This window comes from Oceanipulchritudo coccoides (assembly GCF_010500615.1).
Lineage (GTDB): Bacteria > Verrucomicrobiota > Verrucomicrobiia > Opitutales > Oceanipulchritudinaceae > Oceanipulchritudo > Oceanipulchritudo coccoides.
This window is the reverse complement of sequence record NZ_JAAGNX010000002.1, coordinates 26781-47735: the sequence shown is the minus strand read 5'-3', so window position 1 is coordinate 47735 and position 20955 is coordinate 26781. Positions and strand designations below refer to the sequence as shown.

The window sequence follows — 20955 nt, the reverse complement described above, 5'->3', positions numbered from 1 at the left end:
GTCTGGCTAAAATCAAGTGCTGATCGAACCCTTTGCGAGAACCACGAGAACAAGGAGGTGCGGGAGGAGGTAAGTGATCCCGGGCAGGGAACGCCCGGACATGCGGAGGCGCTGAAGGAACCATGCGAGGAGGAGCATGCCGACGAGGAGCAATGTCCCGGCTTGAGGCCAGTTCCATGCGCGCTCCCCAACGGCCCCGGGAATGCCCAGACACGCATGGAGAAGCCACTCGATTCCCCGGATGCAGGGCCATGTCGCGACAGCGATCGTTCCGGCTCCGAGCGGTCCGATCAGGGGTGCGGAAACCAGACTGAGGCAACCGGCCATGACGACCAGGGTGACCAGCGGATTCAAGAGGATCCCAAACAGGACTCCACCAGGCGTGAAAAGGCCGAAGTGCTGGACGATCAAGGGCATGCTGGCCAATCCAGCGCTGATTGAGACACAGGCAATGTCACTGCCCCCGCAAAGTAGCTTGAGGAACCGGTCGACGGGCTTGGAGGAAAGGAAGTGTCTTCCGGCGTAGTCGCTCATGAGGATTCGCAAATGCTGTGCCAGGGGGAGGCCCACCAGAATGATTGACAACACCACACCATAGGAGAGCTGGAACCCCAATTGAAACAGCTCCAGAGGGTCGAGGATCAGCACCAGCCAGGCTGACAGGATAAGGGCTGGAAAGAGCTGTGGTTGGCGAAAGACCACTCGCGCGAGCCCGAGGCAACTGATCATGATTCCGGCACGAACGGCAGAGGTGCTGCTTCCGGTCAGCCACACGTAGCTCCATGTTCCGAGAAGCGGAAGGATCTGATGGATCAGGGCGGGGAGGGGAATCCAGCGGACAAGAAGGAAGAGACAGAGGAAGACACTGCCCACGTGAAGGCCACTCACAGCAAACAAGTGGTAGGTGCCTGTCTTGCGATAGAGGGTGATCCGTTCGTCGCTCAACAGGGAACGGTTGCCAAGGAGCATGCTTGCCAGAACGGTTCCCGGATCATCCGGAGATCGGCATCCACTCGTCAGGAGAGCTTGGCTCGAGCTAAAGATTTCCTGTCGGAAGCGTTCCGCTGTCGGGGCTTTGGAAATTGATTGAGTAAGCCATCCTTGGTTCAGCGACAGATGAATGTCGCGATTTTTTAGATACATCTGGTAATTATCCAGGTGTTCAAGGTGTGGCAGGTAGCGCAGGACGGCTTTGCAGGAAAGGGTTTCCCCGGGCGTTGGCTTGGTTGAAGACGGCTGGTCCGTCTCGAGGTAAAAGGCGGCTTGCCGGCCAGTCACCGTATCAACAGGCAGGTCGGTGGAAAGGATTGTCCCGATTCCTGAAACGCGTGCGGGCTTCCGGGCGTTGAAGAGCTCATCAATCCTGAGGACCGCCTGGACTTCCCGAGGAGGCCGCTTCTCCCACGACTCATCCGGCCCCGGGTGGCGTATTGCAAACAGGGACATGCCGGCCAGCAGGCTCAGGCAGGCGACAAGCCGCCGGCTTCGATGAATGCCGGGAAGGAGGGAAACAGGTAGGCAGAGAAGGAGGGCGGCGACCAGCAAGGACAAGTTACCGGACCGGACCACGAAGATACCTCCAGCGAGGGGAACTAGGCTCCAGAGGAGGGGAGCGACGGCACATTGCGGCGGTCGCCGGGCTGCGGATTGATTGTCGGATGCGGGGCTGATCATTGGGGATACTGCTTGCCTCGACGATGATCGACTCACGGCTTGCCAGCAAGCGATGATCAGCGGAGACTCGGAGAAAGAATGCCTGAAAGAGACCAAAAAGAATTCTTTACAGCAGATGCTCCCAAGGCTTCGGCATCCTCCGAATCCCCGGGTTACCGTCCGCTGGCAGCGCGGATGCGCCCGCGCAACCTGAAGGAGGTTGTCGGGCAGGACCACATCCTCGGTGAGGGCTGCCTTCTGCCAAAACTGGTCAAGGCGGATCGCTTTGGAAGCCTGCTTTTCTACGGCCCGCCGGGCACGGGCAAAACTTCCCTTGCACAGGCCATCGCTGACGAAACCGGAAGCCGCTTTGTCCAAGTCAACGCAGTTCTTTCCAACACTGCTGAGATGCGCGATATCCTGCGCATGGCGCGTTACCGTCCGGAGGAGCGGACGATTCTTTTCATTGATGAAATCCACCGCTTCAACAAGGCGCAACAGGACCTTCTCCTGCCCGATGTCGAGGCAGGCCACATTCGTCTGATCGGCGCGACAACGCACAATCCGGGGTTTTATGTGAACGCCCCGCTGCTCAGCCGGAGCCATCTGTTCAAGCTCGAACCAGTCTCCGGGGAGGCCATTGTCAGTGTTCTTAAACGCGCCTTGGCCGATGATGTCCGGGGCCTTGGCGCAATGCGCGTGCAGGCGGACGACGATATTCTCGGGCGTCTGGCCCGCATGAGCGATGGTGATCTGCGACGCGCCCTGAATTCGCTGGAGACAATCGTTCTCTCGTTGGATAAGCCGGGTGGGGACAGGCAAATTGAGCAGGAGGACTTGGAAGCCTTCGCTTCCGAGCGCCAGATTCGGTACGATGCGAACGAGGACGAGCATTACGACACGGCTTCAGCCTTCATCAAGAGCATGCGGGGAAGCGATCCGGATGCGTCCCTTTACTGGCTCGCGAAAATGCTTTCCGGGGGCGAGGATCCACGCTTTATCGCGAGGCGGCTGGTGATTTTCGCCTCGGAGGATGTCGGACTTGCGGATCCTCGTGCGCTTCCAATGGCGGTTGCCTGCAAATCAGCCTGCGAATTTGTCGGCCTGCCTGAATGCCAGCTGAATCTGGCGCATGTCACAGTCTTCCTTGCCACTTGCCCGAAGAGCAATTCCACGACAATCGCCATTGGAAATGCGATGAAATCAATTAAGGAGAAAGGCATGCAACCGGTGCCTCTCTGGTTGAAGGACGCGCACACCAAATTCAACAAGTCCCTCGGACACGGGAAGGATTATAAATACAGCCATGATTTTCCGGAGGCTAACAGCGGGCAGGAGTTCATGGAAAACCCGGAACAATTTTATTTTCCCAAGGACGCCGGCCTCGAAAGCCGCATCAAGGAACATTTGGAAAAACGCCGGCGTAAGCGCTAGGGTTTAAGATAACCAAGGATTGCACAGATTTGTGGGATTTAGAGCGACTAAAAGCTCCCTGATCCTGTGGATCCGTGCAATCCGTGGTTAACCTTACGGCGACCTGCGCGCTCAGACGTCGATCACGTCTTTGTTGCTGATGGAGCGGCGGGAACGGGAGCGCGATGTTTTGGCATTCCAGGAAACCCTTACCTTCGGACGCGGGGAGAGGATCAGGTTGACCCCCATGGTCAGGAGGCTGATGACAAGTGCCCCCAGGAACGCAACGCCAAATCCAGGAACGGAAAATCCCGGGATAAGCTGGCCGGCCAGATAGAGCAGGACCGCATTGATGACAAAGATTCCAAGCCCGAAGGTGAATATCACAAAGGGCAGGGCGAAGAGGACAAGGATCGGCTTCAGGACGACGTTGAAGAGCGCCAGTACAAGGGCGACAAGCACGAGCGTCGTGGTGGACTCCGCTTCAATCGGCTCGATGAGCCATGAGGCGCAGAGGACACCGAAAAAGAGGATCGTAGTGTCCCTGAAAAATATGAATGCGTTGGGTCTGGCCATATTCAGTTGCCCTTACATGTTCCGCGTCAATTCAAGCGGGGTTTTTGGGAATGTGGCGGCGGGACCCTTCGCAAAGCGAACGATAATCTTGGCGCGAAAATTCGGCGGGCCATAAAAGGCGCGCTGACCGGTGAGCTCGATTTCTCCCACCGGCTTGAGGACGGTGCGCCACTTGTCATCACGGTGGGTAGTGTCGTCGATGATCAGAAGAATGGAACTGGCTGGATTTTTCACCAGTTTGTCCTCGGAATCGACAAATTTGGCGACGAGGTGCTTGTCCTTGAGCGTGAGCTGAAGACGAAGACCGTTACCCGCATCAATGAAGGTGCCGACATCCTCCATGAGATCCCCGACAACGGGTTTGGTATCCGGTTCGGCCGCTCCCATGAGGAGGGTGAAGGTGAACAGGCAGGCGGTTGTGATAAGGCTGAATCTACGCATAATAGTTATGTTAGGGCACTCCGGATGATTGGCAAGAACCTAGAAAATCGTTTGCCATCGCAAAAAAGGGCCATCTATTGATGACGATATGGCAAACGAAGTATACGATTTGGTAGTGATCGGTGGCGGGCCTGCAGGCTATGCAGCGGCAATCCGGGCCGGACAGCTGGGCAAAAAGGTGGCCTGTATTGAGGTGGAGCGCGCTGGTGGGACTTGCCTGAACTGGGGCTGTATCCCTTCGAAGGCGCTTCTCAAGGCAGCTGAGACCTATGAAGCCATCCAGCATGCGGGGGATTTCGGGGTGGAGGTCAAGGATGTGAAGGTTGACTTCGCAAAGGTCATGGCCCGCTCGCGTACGGTCAGTGACAAGATGGCCGGCGGCATCGAATTTCTCTTCAAGAAGAACAAGGTCGAGTACCTGCTCGGGACTGGGCACATTTCCGTTCCCGGAATCGTGGAAATTACCTCGGGGCCGGACAAGGGGAAGTTCCTCTCGGCCAAAAAGACCTTGATTGCCACGGGTTGCCGCTCACGCCGTATCCCGGGCCTCGAAGTGGACGGCGAACGCGTCATGACCAGCCGCGAGGCCCTCGTCATGAAAAAGCAGCCAAAGTCGATTGCCATCATCGGGGCCGGGGCCATCGGGGTGGAGTTTGCTTATTTCCTGAACACGCTTGGCACAGAGACCCACTTGATTGAGATGCTCGATCGCGTGGTTCCTGTCGAGGATCCGGATATTTCCCAGGCGCTCAACCGCTCATTCAAGAAGCAAGGCATCAAGATCAATGCCGGAACCAAGGTGGAGAATATCGAGGTCGGCAAGAAGAGTGTGAAGATGGAGCTCGTCAAGGGCGAGAAGCGCACGCCGCTCGAAGTGGACACGGTCCTCCTTTCCATCGGGGTTGTTGCCAACACGGAAGGCCTGCTCTCAGACAAGGTGAAACCGCAGTTTGATGATAAGGGCTACCTCGTCGTCAATGACCGCTACGAGACATCCCTTAAGAATGTCTACGCGGCCGGAGACATTATCGGCCCTCCCTGGCTAGCTCACGTCGCCACCTATGAGGCGGTCCAAGCCGTGAACGGCATGTTCGGACACAGCGAGCCGAAGCGCGTGACCCTCTTTCCCGGTTGCACCTATTGTCATCCGCAGATTGCCAGCGTCGGTATTACGGAGGAAAAGGCCAAGGCTGACGGGTTGGATTTCAATATCGGCAAGTTCCCGTTCTCTGCCTCGGGCAAGGCGGTCGCAGTTAACAAGCCGGAAGGTTTCGTGAAACTGGTCCTTGATGCCAAGCATGGCGAAATCCTTGGAGCCCATATCATCGGCAACGATGCCACGGAGCTCATCACGGAATATGTCCTCGCGATGAAGTCCGAGATCACGGCCGACGAAATCCACGCTACGATCCATGCCCATCCGACCATGTCGGAGGCCCTCGCCGAGGCCGCAGCCTCAGCCCATAACGAGGCGATCCATATCTAGCGTCACCGGGAGTCGGCGCTTCAGCGCAGGTCGCAAGTCCGATATTAAAAAGCGGGACCCCTTGATGGGATCCCGCTCAGTTGTTCTTTTTAGGTGCTTCTAGAAAAAGTTACCCTTGCCACCCGAAGTGGATTTCATCCAACCCGAAGGCCACTAGAAGGATGGTGCTCAAAATTATGGTGCTCAAAAGGATCGTAATCATTGCTGCTTCTCCAAAGTTTGGTGGACCACGCCAGGTCCGGTTCAGGAATCAATCGCTTCCTTGATCTGGACGATTCCGAAGGTCAGTAAAAAGGCGGATGTGAAGATGATAAGTGTCATGGCTGTGCTTTCCTTAAATTTCACCTATCCCTATTGCTTCCAGCGTGCCAATTTACTTTTATAATTCATAAGACACTGAATAACAGCGAGTTAAAATTATTAGGGATTGATCTGTTTCTCCAGCCTTGGCGTTTCTCGCCACGATTTGTGCGGTTCAGGGACACCTTGCGTCCCAAAAACGGGACAGTTCGCCGTTTCAAGGCCGCCTGAAGGCGGAACTCCGGCCCACAAAAAACATTGACCCATCAATCACCCCCGCACAACTTCTCTCCTTCCTCTAAAGGAATGTATCCTGCTCCCATAGTGTAATGGATAACACGCTGCCCTCCGGAGGCAGAAATTGGGGTTCGAATCCCTATGGGAGTACCATGCTGGACATGGTGTAACAGGCGTCCCGCCTGTTTTTTGCTGAAGAGGATCCTCCTCAAAGCGCAAAGCCGCGGATGGCTCAGCAAAAGAAAGAGGTCTATGCGGTATGCACAGACCTCTCCCGATAAGTCGTTTATTGGAAAAAAGGCTAGAACTTCACAATTAAGCCAACTTCCACAAGGTGGTCATCAAGATCATCAAGGTCGTAATCAAACAGCTCTACGGATTCCAGATAAAGATACCTGTATCCAAGGCGCAAAGAAGCAGTTTGGTTCAACTTGAAATCCATTCCCACCATGGCCTGAACGGTCAGGACATTGTCGTCGTCAGAGATCCCAAATACATCGACATCGACATTGCTCGTACCGATCCCAAGTCCGAAATATAAGTCATATGAGTTATTTTCGGTATTTACAGCGCGGTAGTTGAGCATGAGTGGATTGATCTCAAGATCGACGCCCATCTCGCTATCCTCTACATGGCCAATTTCGATCTCGACGTTGTGCGAGACCTTGCCCTTTTTCGCCACCTCATAGCCAAAGTGGACGGTCAGTAGTTCTTCTTCGCTGTCGATCATGTATCCGACACCTGCCCCCAGATAGGCGCCTGCCTGGACGGACTGAAATCCCATCAGGGCAATTAGCGTAAGGGAAGCGGTTAGTATATATTTAGCTTTCTTCATGGTTTGGCTTGGTTTGGTTTTTGGAGCCGGATTTCAACTGATCAATCTTCCGGCCTCAAATACAGGGTATAATAGTAAAACCGTTAAGATACAATCCAAAATCCCCTAAAACCCCGGACCATTAATGGCACGCCCATGCCCGCGCTTCTCTGAAGTGCTTGTCGGTATAAAGGTGCGGTGGTCCCTTACTCCCGATCCGGGTTGATCCTGACACCCTTCACTGAATTGGACACAATCTTGATATCAAATTTCGCATCGTGGTGGTGTTTGCGTTTGATCAATACGTCCTCCCCGTCATCGCGCTCGATATGGAAGTGATCTTTTGGCAATTGCGATTTCAGCGAATCGACAACATCCCGCGCAACATGGTTTTCGCTCCGCCCTTTTTTAATGTCAGTGCGTGTCTCGATCATCTCGCTCCCCTTGGGCGTGAACTGCATCACAATGGTGCCACTGGACTCTGCGTTACCGCTGAACTGCAGGCGCCATTTGTTGGACGGTGACGCTTGAACGGAAAAGGCAAGCAACAGCATGAGCCCGGCCAAGGTGAATTTTAGTGCGGATGAAGGGTTTGTTTTCATAAGTATTTGTTTTGGATTAGGGCCTAATGTTTTCCACGGGGGAGACAGGTTTAATCTGCTGTAATTATTATTTAGCCAAAACACGGACCTTGCAAGTTGGGCCCTAAATAATCCCCGGGGAACCCAAGTTGCCGACCCTTTTACAGAGGGAAGACTATAAGATTCCTCAAGGTTTGGAAATGATAAAGAACGCCGTCAGGTCGATGGAAACAAGGTCGTTGACGAGGTGCATGCCGAGTCGTTCGAAAATTCGCCCCGAGCCGTATAAGGCCCCGACTTGGGTGCGGTCGAACTGGAAGACCGTTTGTAAGACAAAGCCGCCCTCGATGGGGGCCAGCATGGCCTTTGTTTCCAAAGGCATGGATGTGCCACGCGCGGTCAGCTGCCCCTTTACAAGCAGGTTTGGAGCACCGTCCAGGGCGCCTTTAATGGGCTCACCTGAATCAAGGTTGAACCGGGCTTCCGGATGGTTTTCCACATCAAAGAAATCCACGCTGGCAAGGTGCCCGATGAGCGCCTGCGCCATTTTGGATTCTTTTATGTCGTGGCAGACCATTTTCGTCATGTCGGCGATCACTTCGCCTTCGGCTAGTATACCGTTCTGGTCAAACTTGATCTCCCCGCCTGCCAGCTGGATTTCCCCGTTGTGCTGGTTCATCAGGTTCCTCCCGACCCAGCGCAGGTGGCTCTTTTCTGTATCGAGAAAGTAATGACGTGAACGGGGAGCATCATCTGCGGGACCGCTCCCTTCAATCTCCCTGCCTTCCTCCTTCCAGGCCTTCAGGCCGCCTGTAAGAATGGAGACCTCCGTGTAGCCCTGCGATTGCAGGCTGGCATAGGCGGCGAGGTCGGCCTTGAACGGGTGTCCTTCCCCGTAGATGACAATTGGGGCCGCCTTGTCCGCTTCAAATTCCGCCATCTTTTCCGGGAAGGCCGTTTCGTAAATGCAGAGATTGGTGCTCCCCGAAATGTGGCATTCCGACCAGGCCTCCTCTGTCCGTACGTCGATGAGGCGGATTTTCCCGTCCTTGAGCAGGCCCGCAAGCCCCTCGGTTGATATGAATTCGCAAGTGTCTGTTGATGGTAGCATGATGTTCCTTTCGTTGGGTTTTTAGTTTCTTCTCCCGCTCAAACCGGTAGGTCGAAAAGGAGGACCTTGGCCGGTTCGGCGCCAGTATTTTTGATCGATATCCCGCTGGTCCCGCTCAGCGCGACTGTGTCCCCCGCCGCATAGGTCTCTCCGTCGCTCAAGACCGTTCCCTCGACCACAAAGAGCCACAGTCCGCGTCCGGTTCCTGCCGTTTCGTGACCGATTGTACTCCCCGGCTTCAGGCGAACGGTCCGCAGTGTCGCATCCTGTCGGATTTCAATTGATCCATCGCGCCCGTCCGGCGATAGGATCAGGCTCCATTCATCATCTTCCGCTCCAACGAGCGGTTGATCCGCATACTTCGGCTCAAGTCCTTTCGCCTTGGGCTCGATCCAGATCTGCATGAAGTGCACTGGCTCGTCCGCCGAGGGATTGAATTCGCTGTGCACTACCCCGGCTCCCGCACTCATGTACTGGACGTCCCCCGCCCGGATCACCCGGCCGTTCCCCAGGCTGTCCTGATGCTGCAGCTGCCCTTCAAGAACAATACTCACAATCTCCATGTCCCGGTGAGGGTGGGCCGGAAAACCGCCCTCAGGAGCCACAATGTCGTCATTCACCACCCGCAGCGGCCCGAAGCCCATCCGCTCAGGATCATGATGCCCCCCAAAGCTGAAGCTGTGACGGCTGTCCAGCCACTCAAAGCGGCTCCGCATGCGCTCCCCGGAGCGCGTGATTTGTTTGTTCTTTTGGTGTGTTTTCATAGGTCTTTCACTAAGTTAAAGAAATTATCTTGGTATCAAGGTAAATGGGTAAAAATACGATTTGCTACATCAACCGGGCGGCCCGCTCCCCGATTTTCCGGGTGAGGGCAGCGAAGGATTCGCGCTCGGATTCGTCAAATGCCTCAAAGAGCTGGTCGAGGTCGGCCGCATGGAGGGCAAAGGCCTCCTCGATCCGGTTTCTGCCGCTTTCCGTCAGGTGGACCAGGACGACCCGGCCGTCTTCCGCTCCCCGTTCCCGCCTGACGAGGCCCTTCTTTTCCAGACGCTGGACGGCCGTCGTGATGGAGCCGCTGGTCAGCAAGACCTTCTCCCCGATGATGTTAACGGGCAGTGAGCCCTTGTGCAAAAGCACCTCCAGGACCGCGAAATCCGAGAGTGAGCTGAACCCCGCCCGGGCCACGCTGGCCTCGTCATACTGCATCACCGAATACGATGCTTTCCAGAAGAGAAGAAACAGGTGCGTCCCCGAATTGGCGTAGATTTTAGTCATCGGGAAGGAATATCCCTCCCAATTGTCTTGATGTCAAGACACTTCCTCTTCCTCTTCCTCTTCCTCTTCCTCTGAGTCGCCCAATTTAGCGGCGAGCCGGCTGTAGAGATATCCGAGGACGGTGAGGACAATTGCGGCGGCGGCGAAGGCGACGATCCGGTAGAGGGCATCCTGGACATCGACGAGGAAGAGGCGCAGGAGCGGGAGGGCGAGGGCGAGGAGGCCCAGTTTCCGGAAGACGGGATCGGCTCGGAAGAGGCCGAGGAGGATCATGGAAAAAGCGGTGAGGGCGAGGAGCGGGGTATACCAACTCATCCAGCCGAGGCCATGGTAATGGAAGGTGAGGGCCGAATTGAGGAAAAAGAGGACAGCCACGGAAGCGGAGAGCAATGAATCCAGTTGGTCTTGTGATTTGGCTTCCTTGAGCCTCCAGGGATTGGTTTTGAGGAAAAACCAGAGCAGGAGGAGGGCGAAGATCACCCCGGAGCTGATCAGGGCCTCGCTGATCCATGGGATGTAGGCAGCGGGCTCGCTCAGCATGGACTCGGCATGCCGGAGCATGGCGGTTCCTCCGAATACGATGGCCCCGAGAAAGTATCCCGGGACCTTCCATATCTGCGTGCCGACGATGAGCAGTGCGGAAAGGCCCAGAAGGGTGCACTGCCAGACCAGCCAGTGCTCGTGATTATTACTGAAATCGATGGCGAGGATCGCGAGCAGGACCGTGCCGATGACCGCCCACAGTGAGTAGCGTTTGGCCCAGCCAAGGCCGTCGCTTACTCGGCTGATCAATGGCGGCAGGGCCAGCCAGCCAATCCCGACGGCCATTGTCAGGAGCATGGCGGTCTGAGTTGATCCCCGTACGCCCTCGGAGACGTAGAAGACCGCAAAGGGGAGGAAGGCCCATGCCCCTGCATGTCGGAGGCGGGGAAGGGTCCCCAGCGCGCTCAAGGCAATGGCCAGAACCGGCATCAAGGCGACGGTCCAACTCCAGTCACCCAGCAGTTGAAGAATCCAAAGGATGACAGGCACAAAGCTGAGCACATAGACCGCGTTTTCAGCAAGGATGGCCCATGTTTTTTCCTTCCCCGTGAGCCAGATCAGGCTGGCCACAGCGGGAATGAGCAAAAGGACGAGGAGGACGGGTGAAAACGGCTCGGAGCAGAAGAGGATGCTGGCCAGAACGAACAGAATACCCGAAGTCATGAGGCTGATCCAGCGGGCAATCCAAGGGATGAAGGATACAGCGGCCATTCCATACATGACGGCAAGGAACGGTGCCGGAGCGCCGACATTCCCCGCCTGCGTGGCGGCAAAGAGGCGGAACCACAACCAGACAGCAAGGAAGGGCAAGGCGCCGTACAATAGTCGGCGGTCGGCTTCCTTGTAATCGAAGCGGGGCATCTGGAAGGCCGGAAGGACAATCGAGAGTCCAAGGACAATCACACCGGGATACAAGACCATCAACCACCAAAGAAGCGTGCCTGCCTCGGGATTGGTCAGGAAGACAGGAACGAAATAGCCCACGCTGACAAGCGCCACAGCCCATGTAACACATTCCAGGGCGATTGCCTTGGCGCGCCGTGCTGAAAGGGCCACTACAATTGTCTGGATACCGAGCACCATCCAGCGGAGATCGCCGGCAAAGTGGAGGATAGCCCAGACAGCAATCAGGAAGGAAGCCTTGGTAAAAAGTAATTGTGCAAGGAAGCCGCAACCCCGGAGGGCCCATCCGGCGATTGAGCCGGCCAGTAAAGTACATCCAAGGACCAGCGAAGCCCATTCCAGCATGTCCGGATCAAATTCCCTGAAGAACCAACCGGTACCGAGCAGGGCAAGGGACGACCCGATCGAGAACAGCAGCTTTGGGCGCCATCCAGTCCCAAGGCCATTGAGCAAATACAGGATAATTGAGCCTGCCATGACCAGATTAAGGTAGACCTGGACGGATATGCCGGCTGGGACCTCCACCGTGCGCAACAGGGCAAGTAGCGGAAAGGCGATCACCACCAGCATTGAGCCGGGAATGATTATCCACGTCAGGTGACGGAAGAGCTGCATGCGCGAGAGCAGGGCACCTGCCACGAACAGAAGGCCTGCCGCGATCAAGGCTCCTTCACGAAGTCCTTCCCATGCCATGAAAATGCCCAGAAGATAACCAAGGTGGAATGCCAGTAGGACGATCCCCTCGGAGCGTCTCAGGAATCCCACTACAGAGATAACGAGGAGTACAACCGCCTGCAGCAAGGCCCCGACAAGTGGGTTTTCAATAAAGCGCATTGCCGGGAGGACATAGGCCGCCACGCTCGCCAAATAGAGCATGACAAGGCCTGTCACGACAAGGACTCCCCCGAAGGTGCGGAGCTTCTTCTCAAGATACCATCCAAGCCCCGTGATACCCACCGCAGTAGCGGCCAGCTCCATACAACGGATGAATGGTGTTGTCGACTGGTTGACGTAGACCCCGAAGAACAGGGCGCTTAGCAGGGCCAGCAATCCCCCGATACGCGGGAGCCACCACTTCATGAGGATGGCTTCCCGGTCATGCCCTGCGACACTTTCAGGTGGCCACATGCCGATGCCGCGCAGGAAGTCCCGTAGCTTTTCGCCAGTGGTCGGCATCGGGTCCCCGATTTCCCCGGGGAAGTCCGGTTCTTCCGGAAGAGAGGGCTCTTTTGGGATTACCTCGTCGTAAGCCGGTTCCTCAAGCGACTCGACACCCAAAGATTTCTTTGCCACTGCTGCCGGGATTACGGGCACGGCAGTCGGAGCGGGCTCTGGCTCTGCCTCTGGTGCCTTTTCCATTTCAGGCCTTACTGGCTCGACGGATTGTGTCGGCTGCGCTGGCCGGCGCATCAACTCCTCGACAAGGCCGGAATAATGATGGATCTCCTCCTCAAGCCGGTTCAGGCGCTTCCGGTGTGAGACCGCCACTCCTATTAGAATGAATGGCGAGACAAGGATAAAGCCGACGACAAGTAGAAGAAGGGTGATTTCCATGGGAATATCAAGGTTTCGGATGTATGTTCCATTCAGCCGGATAAAGGACTGTGTATTCAGTTTTCAGTACACCCTTGGCTCCGGGATCAAGTGTGCGCTCCCATTTGAAGAGACCCGTGCCCTCTTCGGGTTCGACATCCTTCGGGCTTTGTATGCGGACCTGGATCTTGTTGTCGCGCCCTACCGGGAAGCGGTCCTGCAAGACCACCCGGTGCGCGACCGGCATCCGGTTGGTGACGACTGTTTCGTATTTGATCTCATGCCGTTTGGTACGGTCAATCAAACCGCCCTCAGAACTCTTGCGCTTACGTTCATGCCGCTCGATGGCAATCTTCTCGTTCTTTCCAAGGGCAAACTCGATATCTTCCCCGGCTGGAATTCCGGACAGGTTCTTTCGTGATACCAGCTGTCCGTCAATGTAGGCGTACGCCTCACCGGGAAGGACTGGCCAACCCAAGTCATTGGTTGTTCCAGCCATGAGCCATGCGTCCGTGGATAGTTGTGGCGCCGCCTCCGACCAGAATTCGGCCTTCAGACTACCGGTGAAAGCCTCCCGCACCACCGGTCCCTTTCCGGATGCGATGGTCAGGGATTCCGGGAGTTTGATGAAAAAACTAGCCGTTGTGGATTCCGGCTCGGCCTGTTGCATTGCTTCCATTTCCACAGGCGCGCCTGCCGCGTAACTGACCGAATCCATCATTTTCCGGGCCATTGGCCGGTATTCCATGTGTTCGAGATAAAGCGGTGGCAATTCGGGCAGACCGGATGAATAGAGTGCGCTGGCTGATTTAAGGGAGGCCGCAACCCCGTTCCAATCTTCGCCTGATTGCTGCCAGATCCGTGCCTTGTAAATCCATTCAAGCGTTCCTTTCGCTGGCACCGCCCGGATTTCATAGACAGGATTCCATCCGGCTTCGCGGACTTGGTATTTCAATGCCAACCGGGACCCTTCCTGCAGGTCGCCCCGCACATCAAAGCGCAAGACACCGGCTTTTTTGCGGAGGGAATCGACTTTCTCATCCAGTTCCTTCTGGGCCACCCGGCGGGCAATTTTCAGATCACTCTCCCGCTCGGTCAAGTCGCCCAGCTGCACCTCTCCCTCCTGTGTGACAGATTCGACGTTTGCCCAGATCTTGACTGCGAGGTCAAAGGCCTCCGTGTCAGCCTTTTCCGAAAGGGACTTTCGCAGGCTTTCAGCCATTCCGGTGTAGTGGGAAATTCGCGACTCAATTCCCTGTCGTTCCAGTCGTATATCACGGAGCTGCTCGTCGATAGTCTTCAACGCCTCCCGCTCCTCAATGGTCCGTGGGTCATCCGGCTCGACCGGGTTTTCATTTGGCAGGAAGGTAAAGCCCCCGATGCGCAGGCCCGCATCGTCGAGCGGGCTGATCTGGACCGATGACGGCATCAATGAGGATGGAAGCCCCTCCAGCTCGATTGACACAAAATCTCCTGAACCTGCCTGAAGAATGACTTCCCTCGTGACAGCCGCGCCCGACGGGTAGATCTCAACCGCCTTGAGGGCACTCTCTGTCGCATGTGCCAAAAGGGGTGAAGCAACGATTATTAAAATAAGAAGGGTGGTGCTAATTCGTATATTCATGACTTTTGTATGGAATGTTTTAGTGGGCACCCGGAGCTTTGGCAATTTCCAACTTGTGCGAGTCTTCCTCCACTGGCTTTTGGCTTGTTCCGTTGTGTCCCCGATGCTATCCATGGAGTTGTGAATATCGCAGAAATACAAGCGGGCCGGCGATTCTTCCTGCCCTTGATTTGTTTTATTTTTCTCGTTCTCCTGGGAGGATGTGCGACAACGCCTCCGGCCGAGCCGGAGGAAGTCCGCTTGGAGGAACATTATTTCTACTTGAATCCCAATGAGGAGGCATTCAACGTCTTCCTTACCAAGGCAAGTGTTTCCACCGAGGTCTCAAAGGCCGAATTGGGAGCCTATTACTTCGCGGATTTCCTTGATGCGGTCTTTGTCGCGAGAGCCTCGGAAAAATATGGTTATTCGATTGTCGGGACGGGCTATGTTCCAGAGACTGCGAGAGAGATCCTCCTTGGAGAGTCCGACAAGGCAAGATTTGTAAGCGATGACGACATCGTCGACGTCTTTAAACTGGATGTCTGGTGGGCCAGTTTTTTTGCAACCGGTGAGGACGTGTACCTGACGAAGATCCTTGATTACGCAGTGGGCCGCCAATGGACCGATGAAATGGCGGAAGTCATGGGAAAGGCGCAGCGCTCATTCAAGTCGCGTTGCAAGTGGCACAAACTTGTCAGGAACTTTGCCGAGCAAGCGCTTGGGGATCCCGCTTATGAAGATGGCAAACGCTATTTGCGCGAGTGCCTGTACTAAGGTCCTCTTTCGGCGTGTATGGCCCCTTCTGCACCCAGCCCTGCCAGAAGGATCAGAGGGCTGAAAGCTCGGCCTCGCTTGCAAAGTGTTCCTTCCGATATTCCCTTTGTGGGATGTTTACTAGATCTATGTTTTCCCTTGGCCTGCTGGCTTGCCTGCCAGCGACTCTTGCCCTGCCCTTACAGTTGACTGGTACTATCCCTGTTCCCTATCCGGAAACCCCGGTCCGGGAAGTCGTGCACGAGTACGGAACCGTGCGCCTGCCGGATTCCTTTGCATGGTTGGAGGAGGATGAGACACCGGAGGTGGAGGCGTGGTTTCGGGCACAGAACCAGTTTGCCCGTGAGCGCATTGGAGAAATGCCGGGACGCAAGGAAATCTTTGAACGCATTCAGGAAATCGACACCGCGAAAACCGTTCAGATCTACAGCTTTGGCCGTGCCGCAGAGCGGTATTTCTATTTAAAACGTGAAGTTGATGAAGAGGTGGGCAGCCTCTATTATCGCGACGGAATCGAGAGTGAAGGGCGGCTCATTATCGATCCATCTGAATTTATTGATGATGATGGCGTTCATGCGATCGACGGCTATTCCCCCAGCTATGACGGGTCACTTGTCGCCGTGCAAATTGCTCCCGGCGGTTCGGAGATTCCCAATGTGTATATCTTCGATGTGGAGACAGGTGAGCCGCGCGATGTCATGATACCGCGTATCCGGGGCGGAATTGTCTGGTTGGAGGACCAAAGCGGCTTTTTCTATCGGCAGCTCCGCGAGGGATACCTCGATGAAGATCCGGTCGAGCGGTACAAGCGCACGCCTTCCAAGTTTCATCGCCTCGGGGACAATCCTGAAAATGACCGGATCCTGGCTTCCTACGATGACCGTCCAACTCCCGGGCTTGGGCCTGTGGACGGCGTCTACGTCTACAATTACCCGGAAACAAACCACACCTTCGCCTATGTCTCGCACGGGGTGGATCGCGCCTTCTCCCTCTATTATGCCGAGGATGTGGACCTCGATTCAGATGCTCAGATTGACTGGAAAGAAATTTGCACCCGGGAGGACCGCATCGAGGATTTTGCCCTGAGTAAGGAGTCAATCTTTCTCCTCAGCTCAAAGGATGCGCCGCGCCGGATGATTCTCAAGGGCGATATCGAGGACTTCAGCAAGGATCAGCTCGAGGTGATCCTGCCTGAGTCCGACAAGGTCCTTACAGGTCTCTCATTTTTGGGTGAAAGGCTCTACGCCACCGGCATGCAGGGCGGTATCGATTTTATCATGACACACGATCCCCGCGAACCCGAGTCGGGATTCAAGGAGATCGAGCTTCCCTTGATCGGACGTGTGACAATGCTTCGCAACGATTACCGTGAAAATGATGTCTTCATCAGCTTGACCTCATGGGAACGCGCACCTGCCTATTATCGCTATGACCCGGACAACGGGTCGGTGAGCCTCAGCTCCCTGCGTCCGCTCGGGCCGTTTGATGCGCCTGAGGGGTTGGTCACCAAACGCGTCCTTGTGCAATCCCACGACGGAGTGGAAGTGCCCCTGACGATCATCCACAAGGATTCCCTTGAGCTTGATGGAACCAATCCCACGATCCTCTACGGATACGGGGCCTACGGAATTTCGATGAGACCATCCTTTGGTCCAACCCGCTTGGCCTGGCTTGAACGTGGAGGCGTTTTCACAGTGGCCCACGTGCGCGGGGGTGGTGAATTTGGGAAGGAATGGCATGATGGCGGACTCATTGAGACGAAGCGCAACAGCTGGCTCGACCTGCACGCCTGCGCGGAATACCTGATCGATGAAGGCTACACCTCCGCATCCCACCTTGGGGCAATGGGCGGCAGCATGGGCGGCGTCCTCGTGGGGCGGGCCGTGACGTCAAGGCCCGAGCTGTATGGCGCCATCGTCTCGAGCGTCGGCAACCACAATCCTGTCCGCAACCACCGCCGGGCCAATGGTCCTGCCAACTATCCGGAATACGGGAATCCCCTCGATCCGGAAGAATTTCCCTACGTGCTTGCCATGGACAGCTACTTCGCGGTTCGAGATGGCATCCAGTATCCGCCCGTTTTACTCACTTCAGGCTACAACGATTCCCGCGTCGATCCGTGGATGCCCGGCAAGATGGCCGCTCGCCTTCAACAGGCGGATCCCGAGGGAGGCCCGTTCTTCATGCGGGTTGAGTTTGAGGCAGGCCACGGGGGCGTGGCTCGTTCGGATGTTTGGGAAGAGCAGGCGGATGTGTATACTTTCCTCTTCTGGGCACTCAGCGACAGGCCCGAATAGGCGGCTCCTTTCGGGACGGTTTATCTCGACTCAGGAAGCCCTGAGGGATAAAATGTGCCCATGTCGATAATGGGGATGAGTAGGCTTTCCTTATGGAGTCTCACGCTGGCGACGCTTGCCTCTGCTTCACCTGTTTTTGCCATTGAATCCGCCGATTCTGAAGGCACTCCTCCCCCCGTCCTTGAACAGCCCCTTTACCTGAATGTTCCTCGTGATTTGTGGCACCTGAGTACCTCATGGGATGTTGGAAAGATACGCCTGCGGATTGGTCCCGAGGGGAAGGTAGTCGACTGGGTCCCACTCGAGCTCCCGCATTTCAAGTTAGTCGAGACGATAGACAAAGCCCTCAAGCACGCCCGGTTCACAAAGCCTCTTGTCGATGGCGAACCCGCCACGATCGACATGGCGGCAACTATTCCGCTGCGTGACGTGATTGGCAGCATCGTCCTCTCCGTCAACATTGCTGAGCACATCGAGAGCCGGATGGCGATGTATATGTCGGATCAGTTTAAGCTCGTCGTGAGCCAGCATTCCGAGCTCGACGAGCCCGTCCGGCTGATTTCGACCGGGGAGGCTTTTTCGGTCAAGGATGATAATGGCGTACCGCTTTCAGGAACAGTCAAAGTGGACCTCTATGTCGATCCGGATGGCTTTCCTCGGATGATGGTTCCTGACGAGACGGCCAACCCCTATCTAGCCCAAGCCGCTATCATGACCATTGCAAATATGCGGTTTACTCCTCCCCGGCGCAACGGACACCCCACCGTGACCAAGGTCCGCCTGCCCGTCGTGGTGGGCAATTAGGATTCGGGTGTCAGGATCGCGGCTGCGGATGGTTGAAGCTCGGGTGACTTGACGGCATCGATTTTTTCTTGAGCAGCCTTTGTTTGCCCAAGCTCGACGAGGCAACGCGCTTGATGGAGGCGGACAGCATCCTGTTGAAGCTGAGTCAACCCGGGATGGACAGAGAGGAATTCCCAGTGTTCGAGGGCAAGCTGCCAGTCCGGGCCGTCGACATCGTAAAACGCTTCGCCGTACCGGAATTGAAAGGGCAGGGTGTCTGGCTCCAGCTCACAGGCCGTTTTGAAGGACTTGAGCATTTCGGAATCGAGTTTGTATCCCGTGAAGACCTGTTCGGTGATAAATTCTTCCCTGAAGGCGGCCAGAAGCTGACCCAGCCCGAAATGGTAGATGGCGGTCTCCGGCTCAATCTCGATGGCATTCAGGGCATAGGCGAGGGCGCGCGTGTAATCGCGTTCCTCGGCATAAAATGTGCTCAGTTGCTGGTGGATGACCGCCACATCGGGCTCGATCCTCGCCGCGTTCAGGAACTGGTTTCGGGCACCGGTTCCATCGCCGTAACGCATCAGGAGCTTGCCGTACAAGAGCCTTGATTCGAGGTTGTCGGGATTGCGGGCAATAATCCCCTCGTACTCGCGCGCGACTCGCTGGAACAGCCGCTGAATTTCCCGTTTATCCGCTCCCGGCATTGCCGCTTCCTCCTCGAGCCGGGCTTCCATTTCGATGGTCTCAAGCAAGCGCTCCTCCAGGAGGCTCAGGGACTCGCTGGATTGGCTGCCCTGCTGCGGAGCGGGGCTCCGGCAGGCAGACAGGCTCAAGGCCAACAGACAGAGTAGGAAAGCAGGTAAGCGCATATGCCTTTAATTGAGCCCGCAAGATCCCTGAGGCCCCATGCAGCAACCGCAACCCGGTGAATGCTGGTGCCCTGATCCGGAGGCGCTCCCATGGGTCTCACCGCTGGTTGCGAAAGTGGAAAATTCCTTATGCATCTTCTTGCTGCCACACTCCGGACATTCAGGCTCAGTCTGGCCATTGATGAGGAGTTCCGATCGCTGGTGGCAATCCTCGCAGGTGTATTCGAATAATGGCATGCTGCAAAATGTGGGAACTTTTTTATGGAAGGCAATCCGGGAAGCCACCTGCTTACCGGGTGAGCCGCGGGAGAAGAAAAGCCGCCAGAAAGAGCTGCATCGGATGGTAGCAGAGGAGCGGCAGGAGGATCAGGCTCAGGTTCACATCGCCGAGGTGTCCGTTTGTAGCAAAGATGGCGACCGCCATCGGGGCGCCCGCGGCAAGCGTCTTCTGCGAGCCACAGAAGAGGGCGGCATTCCGGTCGGAAGAGGATTTGAAGAACCAGCCGCTCGAAATCCATACCGCGCCATGAATCATCAGGACAGATAGCAGGGTCAGCATGAGCAGGATGACAATGGATGCGGGAGCAACATGGCTCCAGATATCATTGAGGACGCTCTTTGAAAAGGCGGTGAAGACAATAAAGAGGATAATCCCGTGGTTGATCAGCTTGAATCCCGGGGATATGCGGCCAAACCAGTCGCGTTGGTAAACGAGGGGACGAATGAGCTGCCCGGCGATCAAGGGCAGGAGGATCAGCCATGCCAGCTTCAGCAGTAACGGACCGATGAGCTCGCCCTGGAAACCTCCACCAGTTGAGAAGACCAGCAGGCACCCGGTGGGGACCCAGAAGACGCCGATGACATTTGACAGGGTCGTATTGAAAATGGCTGCCGCGACATTGCCGTTGGCCGCACTGGTGAAGGCGACTGCGCTGGAGATGGTCGTCGGGATCAGGGCCAGATAAAAGAACCCGCCCGCCAGCTCGTTTATGGACAAGGCCCGCATCGCGAGGCCGGCCGAGATCAGGACGATCGGCGATAGAAGGAAAATCCATGCCTGGACAAATCCATGGATGCGCAGATCCCGCAGGCCATGCGCCAGTTGCCGGGTCTTCAGTGAGAGCCCCTGCAGAAAGAAGATGACCATCACTCCGGCCTTGCTCAGCAGTCCCGCATGGAGCGGGCCATCAGGGGCGCCAGCCTGCGGAATCAGGAACGCCACCACCACCGCCCCTAGCAGGGCAAGGATAAAGCCGTTCTTCCGAAGTAACTGGACGAGTGTTCCCATTAATCAAATTCCACGGAAATCTGCAGTTCCACGGTTGAGCCAAGCGGTAGTCCTGTCACCGCTACAGCTGCACGGGCATGCTTGCCCGCATCGCCAAAGACCTCCACAAGGAAATCGCTGGCCCCGTTGATCACCTGCGGACTTTCTGCAAAGCCCGGGACCGCATTTACGAAGCCGTTGACGAGCAGGAATTGGGTGACCCGATCCAGCGATCCCAAAGCGCCCTTGATGGCGGCGAGGGCATTCAAGGCGCAGAGCCGGGCGGCCACATATCCCTCCTCGACAGTCTGTCCATCGCCCACTTTGCCGGCATAGCGGATGTTTCCATTCTCAACTGCCAAAACGCCGGAGAGGATCAGTTGGTTTCCGGAAATCCGGTACGGAAGGTAATTTCCCTTGGGTGCCGGCGGATCGGGCAAGGTGATTCCTTTTTCAGCGAGCGTCCGTTCGATGGGTGTCATGGATTTAG

The 20955-nt window shown here is 56.2% G+C and carries 19 protein-coding genes and 1 tRNA gene; 6 read left to right on the top strand and 14 right to left on the bottom strand.

The genetic code is table 11. The features are described 5' to 3' along the window. Nucleotides 1–12: 12 nt before the first annotated feature. Nucleotides 13–1674: a ComEC/Rec2 family competence protein gene (locus tag G0Q06_RS05895; protein ID WP_163963458.1), complete on the bottom strand. Its 1662-nt coding sequence runs from the start codon at nt 1672–1674 to the stop codon at nt 13–15. A gap of 78 nt (nt 1675–1752) precedes the next feature. On the opposite strand from G0Q06_RS05895, the gene G0Q06_RS05890 reads away from it, so the two are divergent. After that, entirely contained in the window at nt 1753–3087 is a 1335-nt protein-coding gene (locus G0Q06_RS05890) for a replication-associated recombination protein A (RefSeq protein WP_163963456.1), read from the top strand. 111 nt (nt 3088–3198) lie between these two features. On the opposite strand, the gene G0Q06_RS05885 is transcribed toward G0Q06_RS05890, so the two are convergent. Both G0Q06_RS05885 and G0Q06_RS05880 read right to left on the bottom strand, forming a co-directional pair. Next, complete coding sequence (locus tag G0Q06_RS05885; RefSeq protein WP_163963454.1) at nt 3199–3642, bottom strand: phage holin family protein; 444 nt, start codon at nt 3640–3642, stop codon at nt 3199–3201. A 12-nt stretch (nt 3643–3654) separates the two neighbouring features. Continuing rightward, nucleotides 3655–4083 (bottom strand): hypothetical protein, encoded by a 429-nt coding sequence (locus tag G0Q06_RS05880; RefSeq protein ID WP_163963452.1) that lies wholly within the window; start codon nt 4081–4083, stop codon nt 3655–3657. A gap of 88 nt (nt 4084–4171) precedes the next feature. On the opposite strand from G0Q06_RS05880, the gene lpdA reads away from it, so the two are divergent. Both lpdA and G0Q06_RS05870 read left to right on the top strand, forming a co-directional pair. Further along, nucleotides 4172–5569, top strand: a complete 1398-nt coding sequence (lpdA, locus tag G0Q06_RS05875) for a dihydrolipoyl dehydrogenase (protein ID WP_163963450.1) — start codon at nt 4172–4174, stop codon at nt 5567–5569. 615 nt (nt 5570–6184) lie between these two features. Continuing rightward, nucleotides 6185–6259: transfer RNA gene (locus G0Q06_RS05870), tRNA-Arg, on the top strand. A gap of 148 nt (nt 6260–6407) precedes the next feature. Here the strand turns inward: G0Q06_RS05870 and G0Q06_RS05865 are convergent. From G0Q06_RS05865 to G0Q06_RS05835, 7 genes are all read right to left on the bottom strand, one after another. Beyond that, nucleotides 6408–6941, bottom strand: a complete 534-nt coding sequence (locus G0Q06_RS05865; protein ID WP_163963448.1) for an outer membrane beta-barrel protein — start codon at nt 6939–6941, stop codon at nt 6408–6410. 185 nt (nt 6942–7126) lie between these two features. Further along, the gene (locus G0Q06_RS05860) at nt 7127–7522 is read right to left on the bottom strand and encodes a hypothetical protein (RefSeq protein WP_163963446.1); all 396 of its coding nucleotides are present in this window, start codon (nt 7520–7522) and stop codon (nt 7127–7129) included. 166 nt (nt 7523–7688) lie between these two features. Then, a complete protein-coding gene (locus tag G0Q06_RS05855; protein WP_163963443.1) occupies nt 7689–8612 on the bottom strand; it encodes a rhodanese-like domain-containing protein in 924 nt (307 codons plus the stop codon). A 38-nt stretch (nt 8613–8650) separates the two neighbouring features. Further along, the gene (locus G0Q06_RS05850) at nt 8651–9376 is read right to left on the bottom strand and encodes a pirin family protein (protein ID WP_163963441.1); all 726 of its coding nucleotides are present in this window, start codon (nt 9374–9376) and stop codon (nt 8651–8653) included. Between the two features lie 64 nt (nt 9377–9440). Beyond that, nucleotides 9441–9887: a MarR family winged helix-turn-helix transcriptional regulator gene (locus G0Q06_RS05845; protein WP_163963439.1), complete on the bottom strand. Its 447-nt coding sequence runs from the start codon at nt 9885–9887 to the stop codon at nt 9441–9443. A gap of 33 nt (nt 9888–9920) precedes the next feature. Next, the gene (locus G0Q06_RS05840; RefSeq protein ID WP_163963437.1) at nt 9921–12887 is read right to left on the bottom strand and encodes a DUF2339 domain-containing protein; all 2967 of its coding nucleotides are present in this window, start codon (nt 12885–12887) and stop codon (nt 9921–9923) included. Between the two features lie 7 nt (nt 12888–12894). Next, complete coding sequence (locus G0Q06_RS05835) at nt 12895–14490, bottom strand: DUF4139 domain-containing protein (RefSeq protein ID WP_163963435.1); 1596 nt, start codon at nt 14488–14490, stop codon at nt 12895–12897. 120 nt (nt 14491–14610) lie between these two features. Here G0Q06_RS05835 and G0Q06_RS05830 point away from each other — a divergent pair, with 120 nt between their 5' ends. The 3 genes from G0Q06_RS05830 to G0Q06_RS05820 all read left to right on the top strand — a co-directional run bounded on the left by G0Q06_RS05830 (nt 14611) and on the right by G0Q06_RS05820 (nt 18347). Continuing rightward, complete coding sequence (locus G0Q06_RS05830; protein WP_163963434.1) at nt 14611–15246, top strand: hypothetical protein; 636 nt, start codon at nt 14611–14613, stop codon at nt 15244–15246. Nucleotides 15247–15359: 113 nt separating this feature from the next. After that, the gene (locus tag G0Q06_RS05825) at nt 15360–17543 is read left to right on the top strand and encodes a prolyl oligopeptidase family serine peptidase (RefSeq protein WP_163963432.1); all 2184 of its coding nucleotides are present in this window, start codon (nt 15360–15362) and stop codon (nt 17541–17543) included. Between the two features lie 75 nt (nt 17544–17618). Further along, nucleotides 17619–18347: an energy transducer TonB gene (locus G0Q06_RS05820; RefSeq protein ID WP_163963430.1), complete on the top strand. Its 729-nt coding sequence runs from the start codon at nt 17619–17621 to the stop codon at nt 18345–18347. Here the strand turns inward: G0Q06_RS05820 and G0Q06_RS05815 are convergent. The 4 genes from G0Q06_RS05815 to G0Q06_RS05800 are packed head-to-tail and all read right to left on the bottom strand — an operon-like array spanning nt 18344 to nt 20947. Further along, nucleotides 18344–19198 (bottom strand): tetratricopeptide repeat protein, encoded by an 855-nt coding sequence (locus G0Q06_RS05815; protein ID WP_163963428.1) that lies wholly within the window; start codon nt 19196–19198, stop codon nt 18344–18346. The genes G0Q06_RS05820 and G0Q06_RS05815 overlap by 4 nt on opposite strands. 6 nt (nt 19199–19204) lie before the next feature. Then, nucleotides 19205–19435 carry an FmdB family zinc ribbon protein gene (locus G0Q06_RS05810; protein WP_163963426.1) on the bottom strand — a complete coding sequence of 77 codons (231 nt, stop codon included), beginning with the start codon at nt 19433–19435 and terminating at the stop codon, nt 19205–19207. A 52-nt stretch (nt 19436–19487) separates the two neighbouring features. Beyond that, complete coding sequence (locus G0Q06_RS05805; protein WP_163963424.1) at nt 19488–20486, bottom strand: bile acid:sodium symporter family protein; 999 nt, start codon at nt 20484–20486, stop codon at nt 19488–19490. Beyond that, a complete protein-coding gene (locus G0Q06_RS05800; RefSeq protein WP_163963422.1) occupies nt 20486–20947 on the bottom strand; it encodes a RidA family protein in 462 nt (153 codons plus the stop codon). The genes G0Q06_RS05805 and G0Q06_RS05800 overlap by 1 nt, the downstream gene beginning before the upstream one ends. Between the last annotated feature and the right edge of the window lie 8 nt (nt 20948–20955).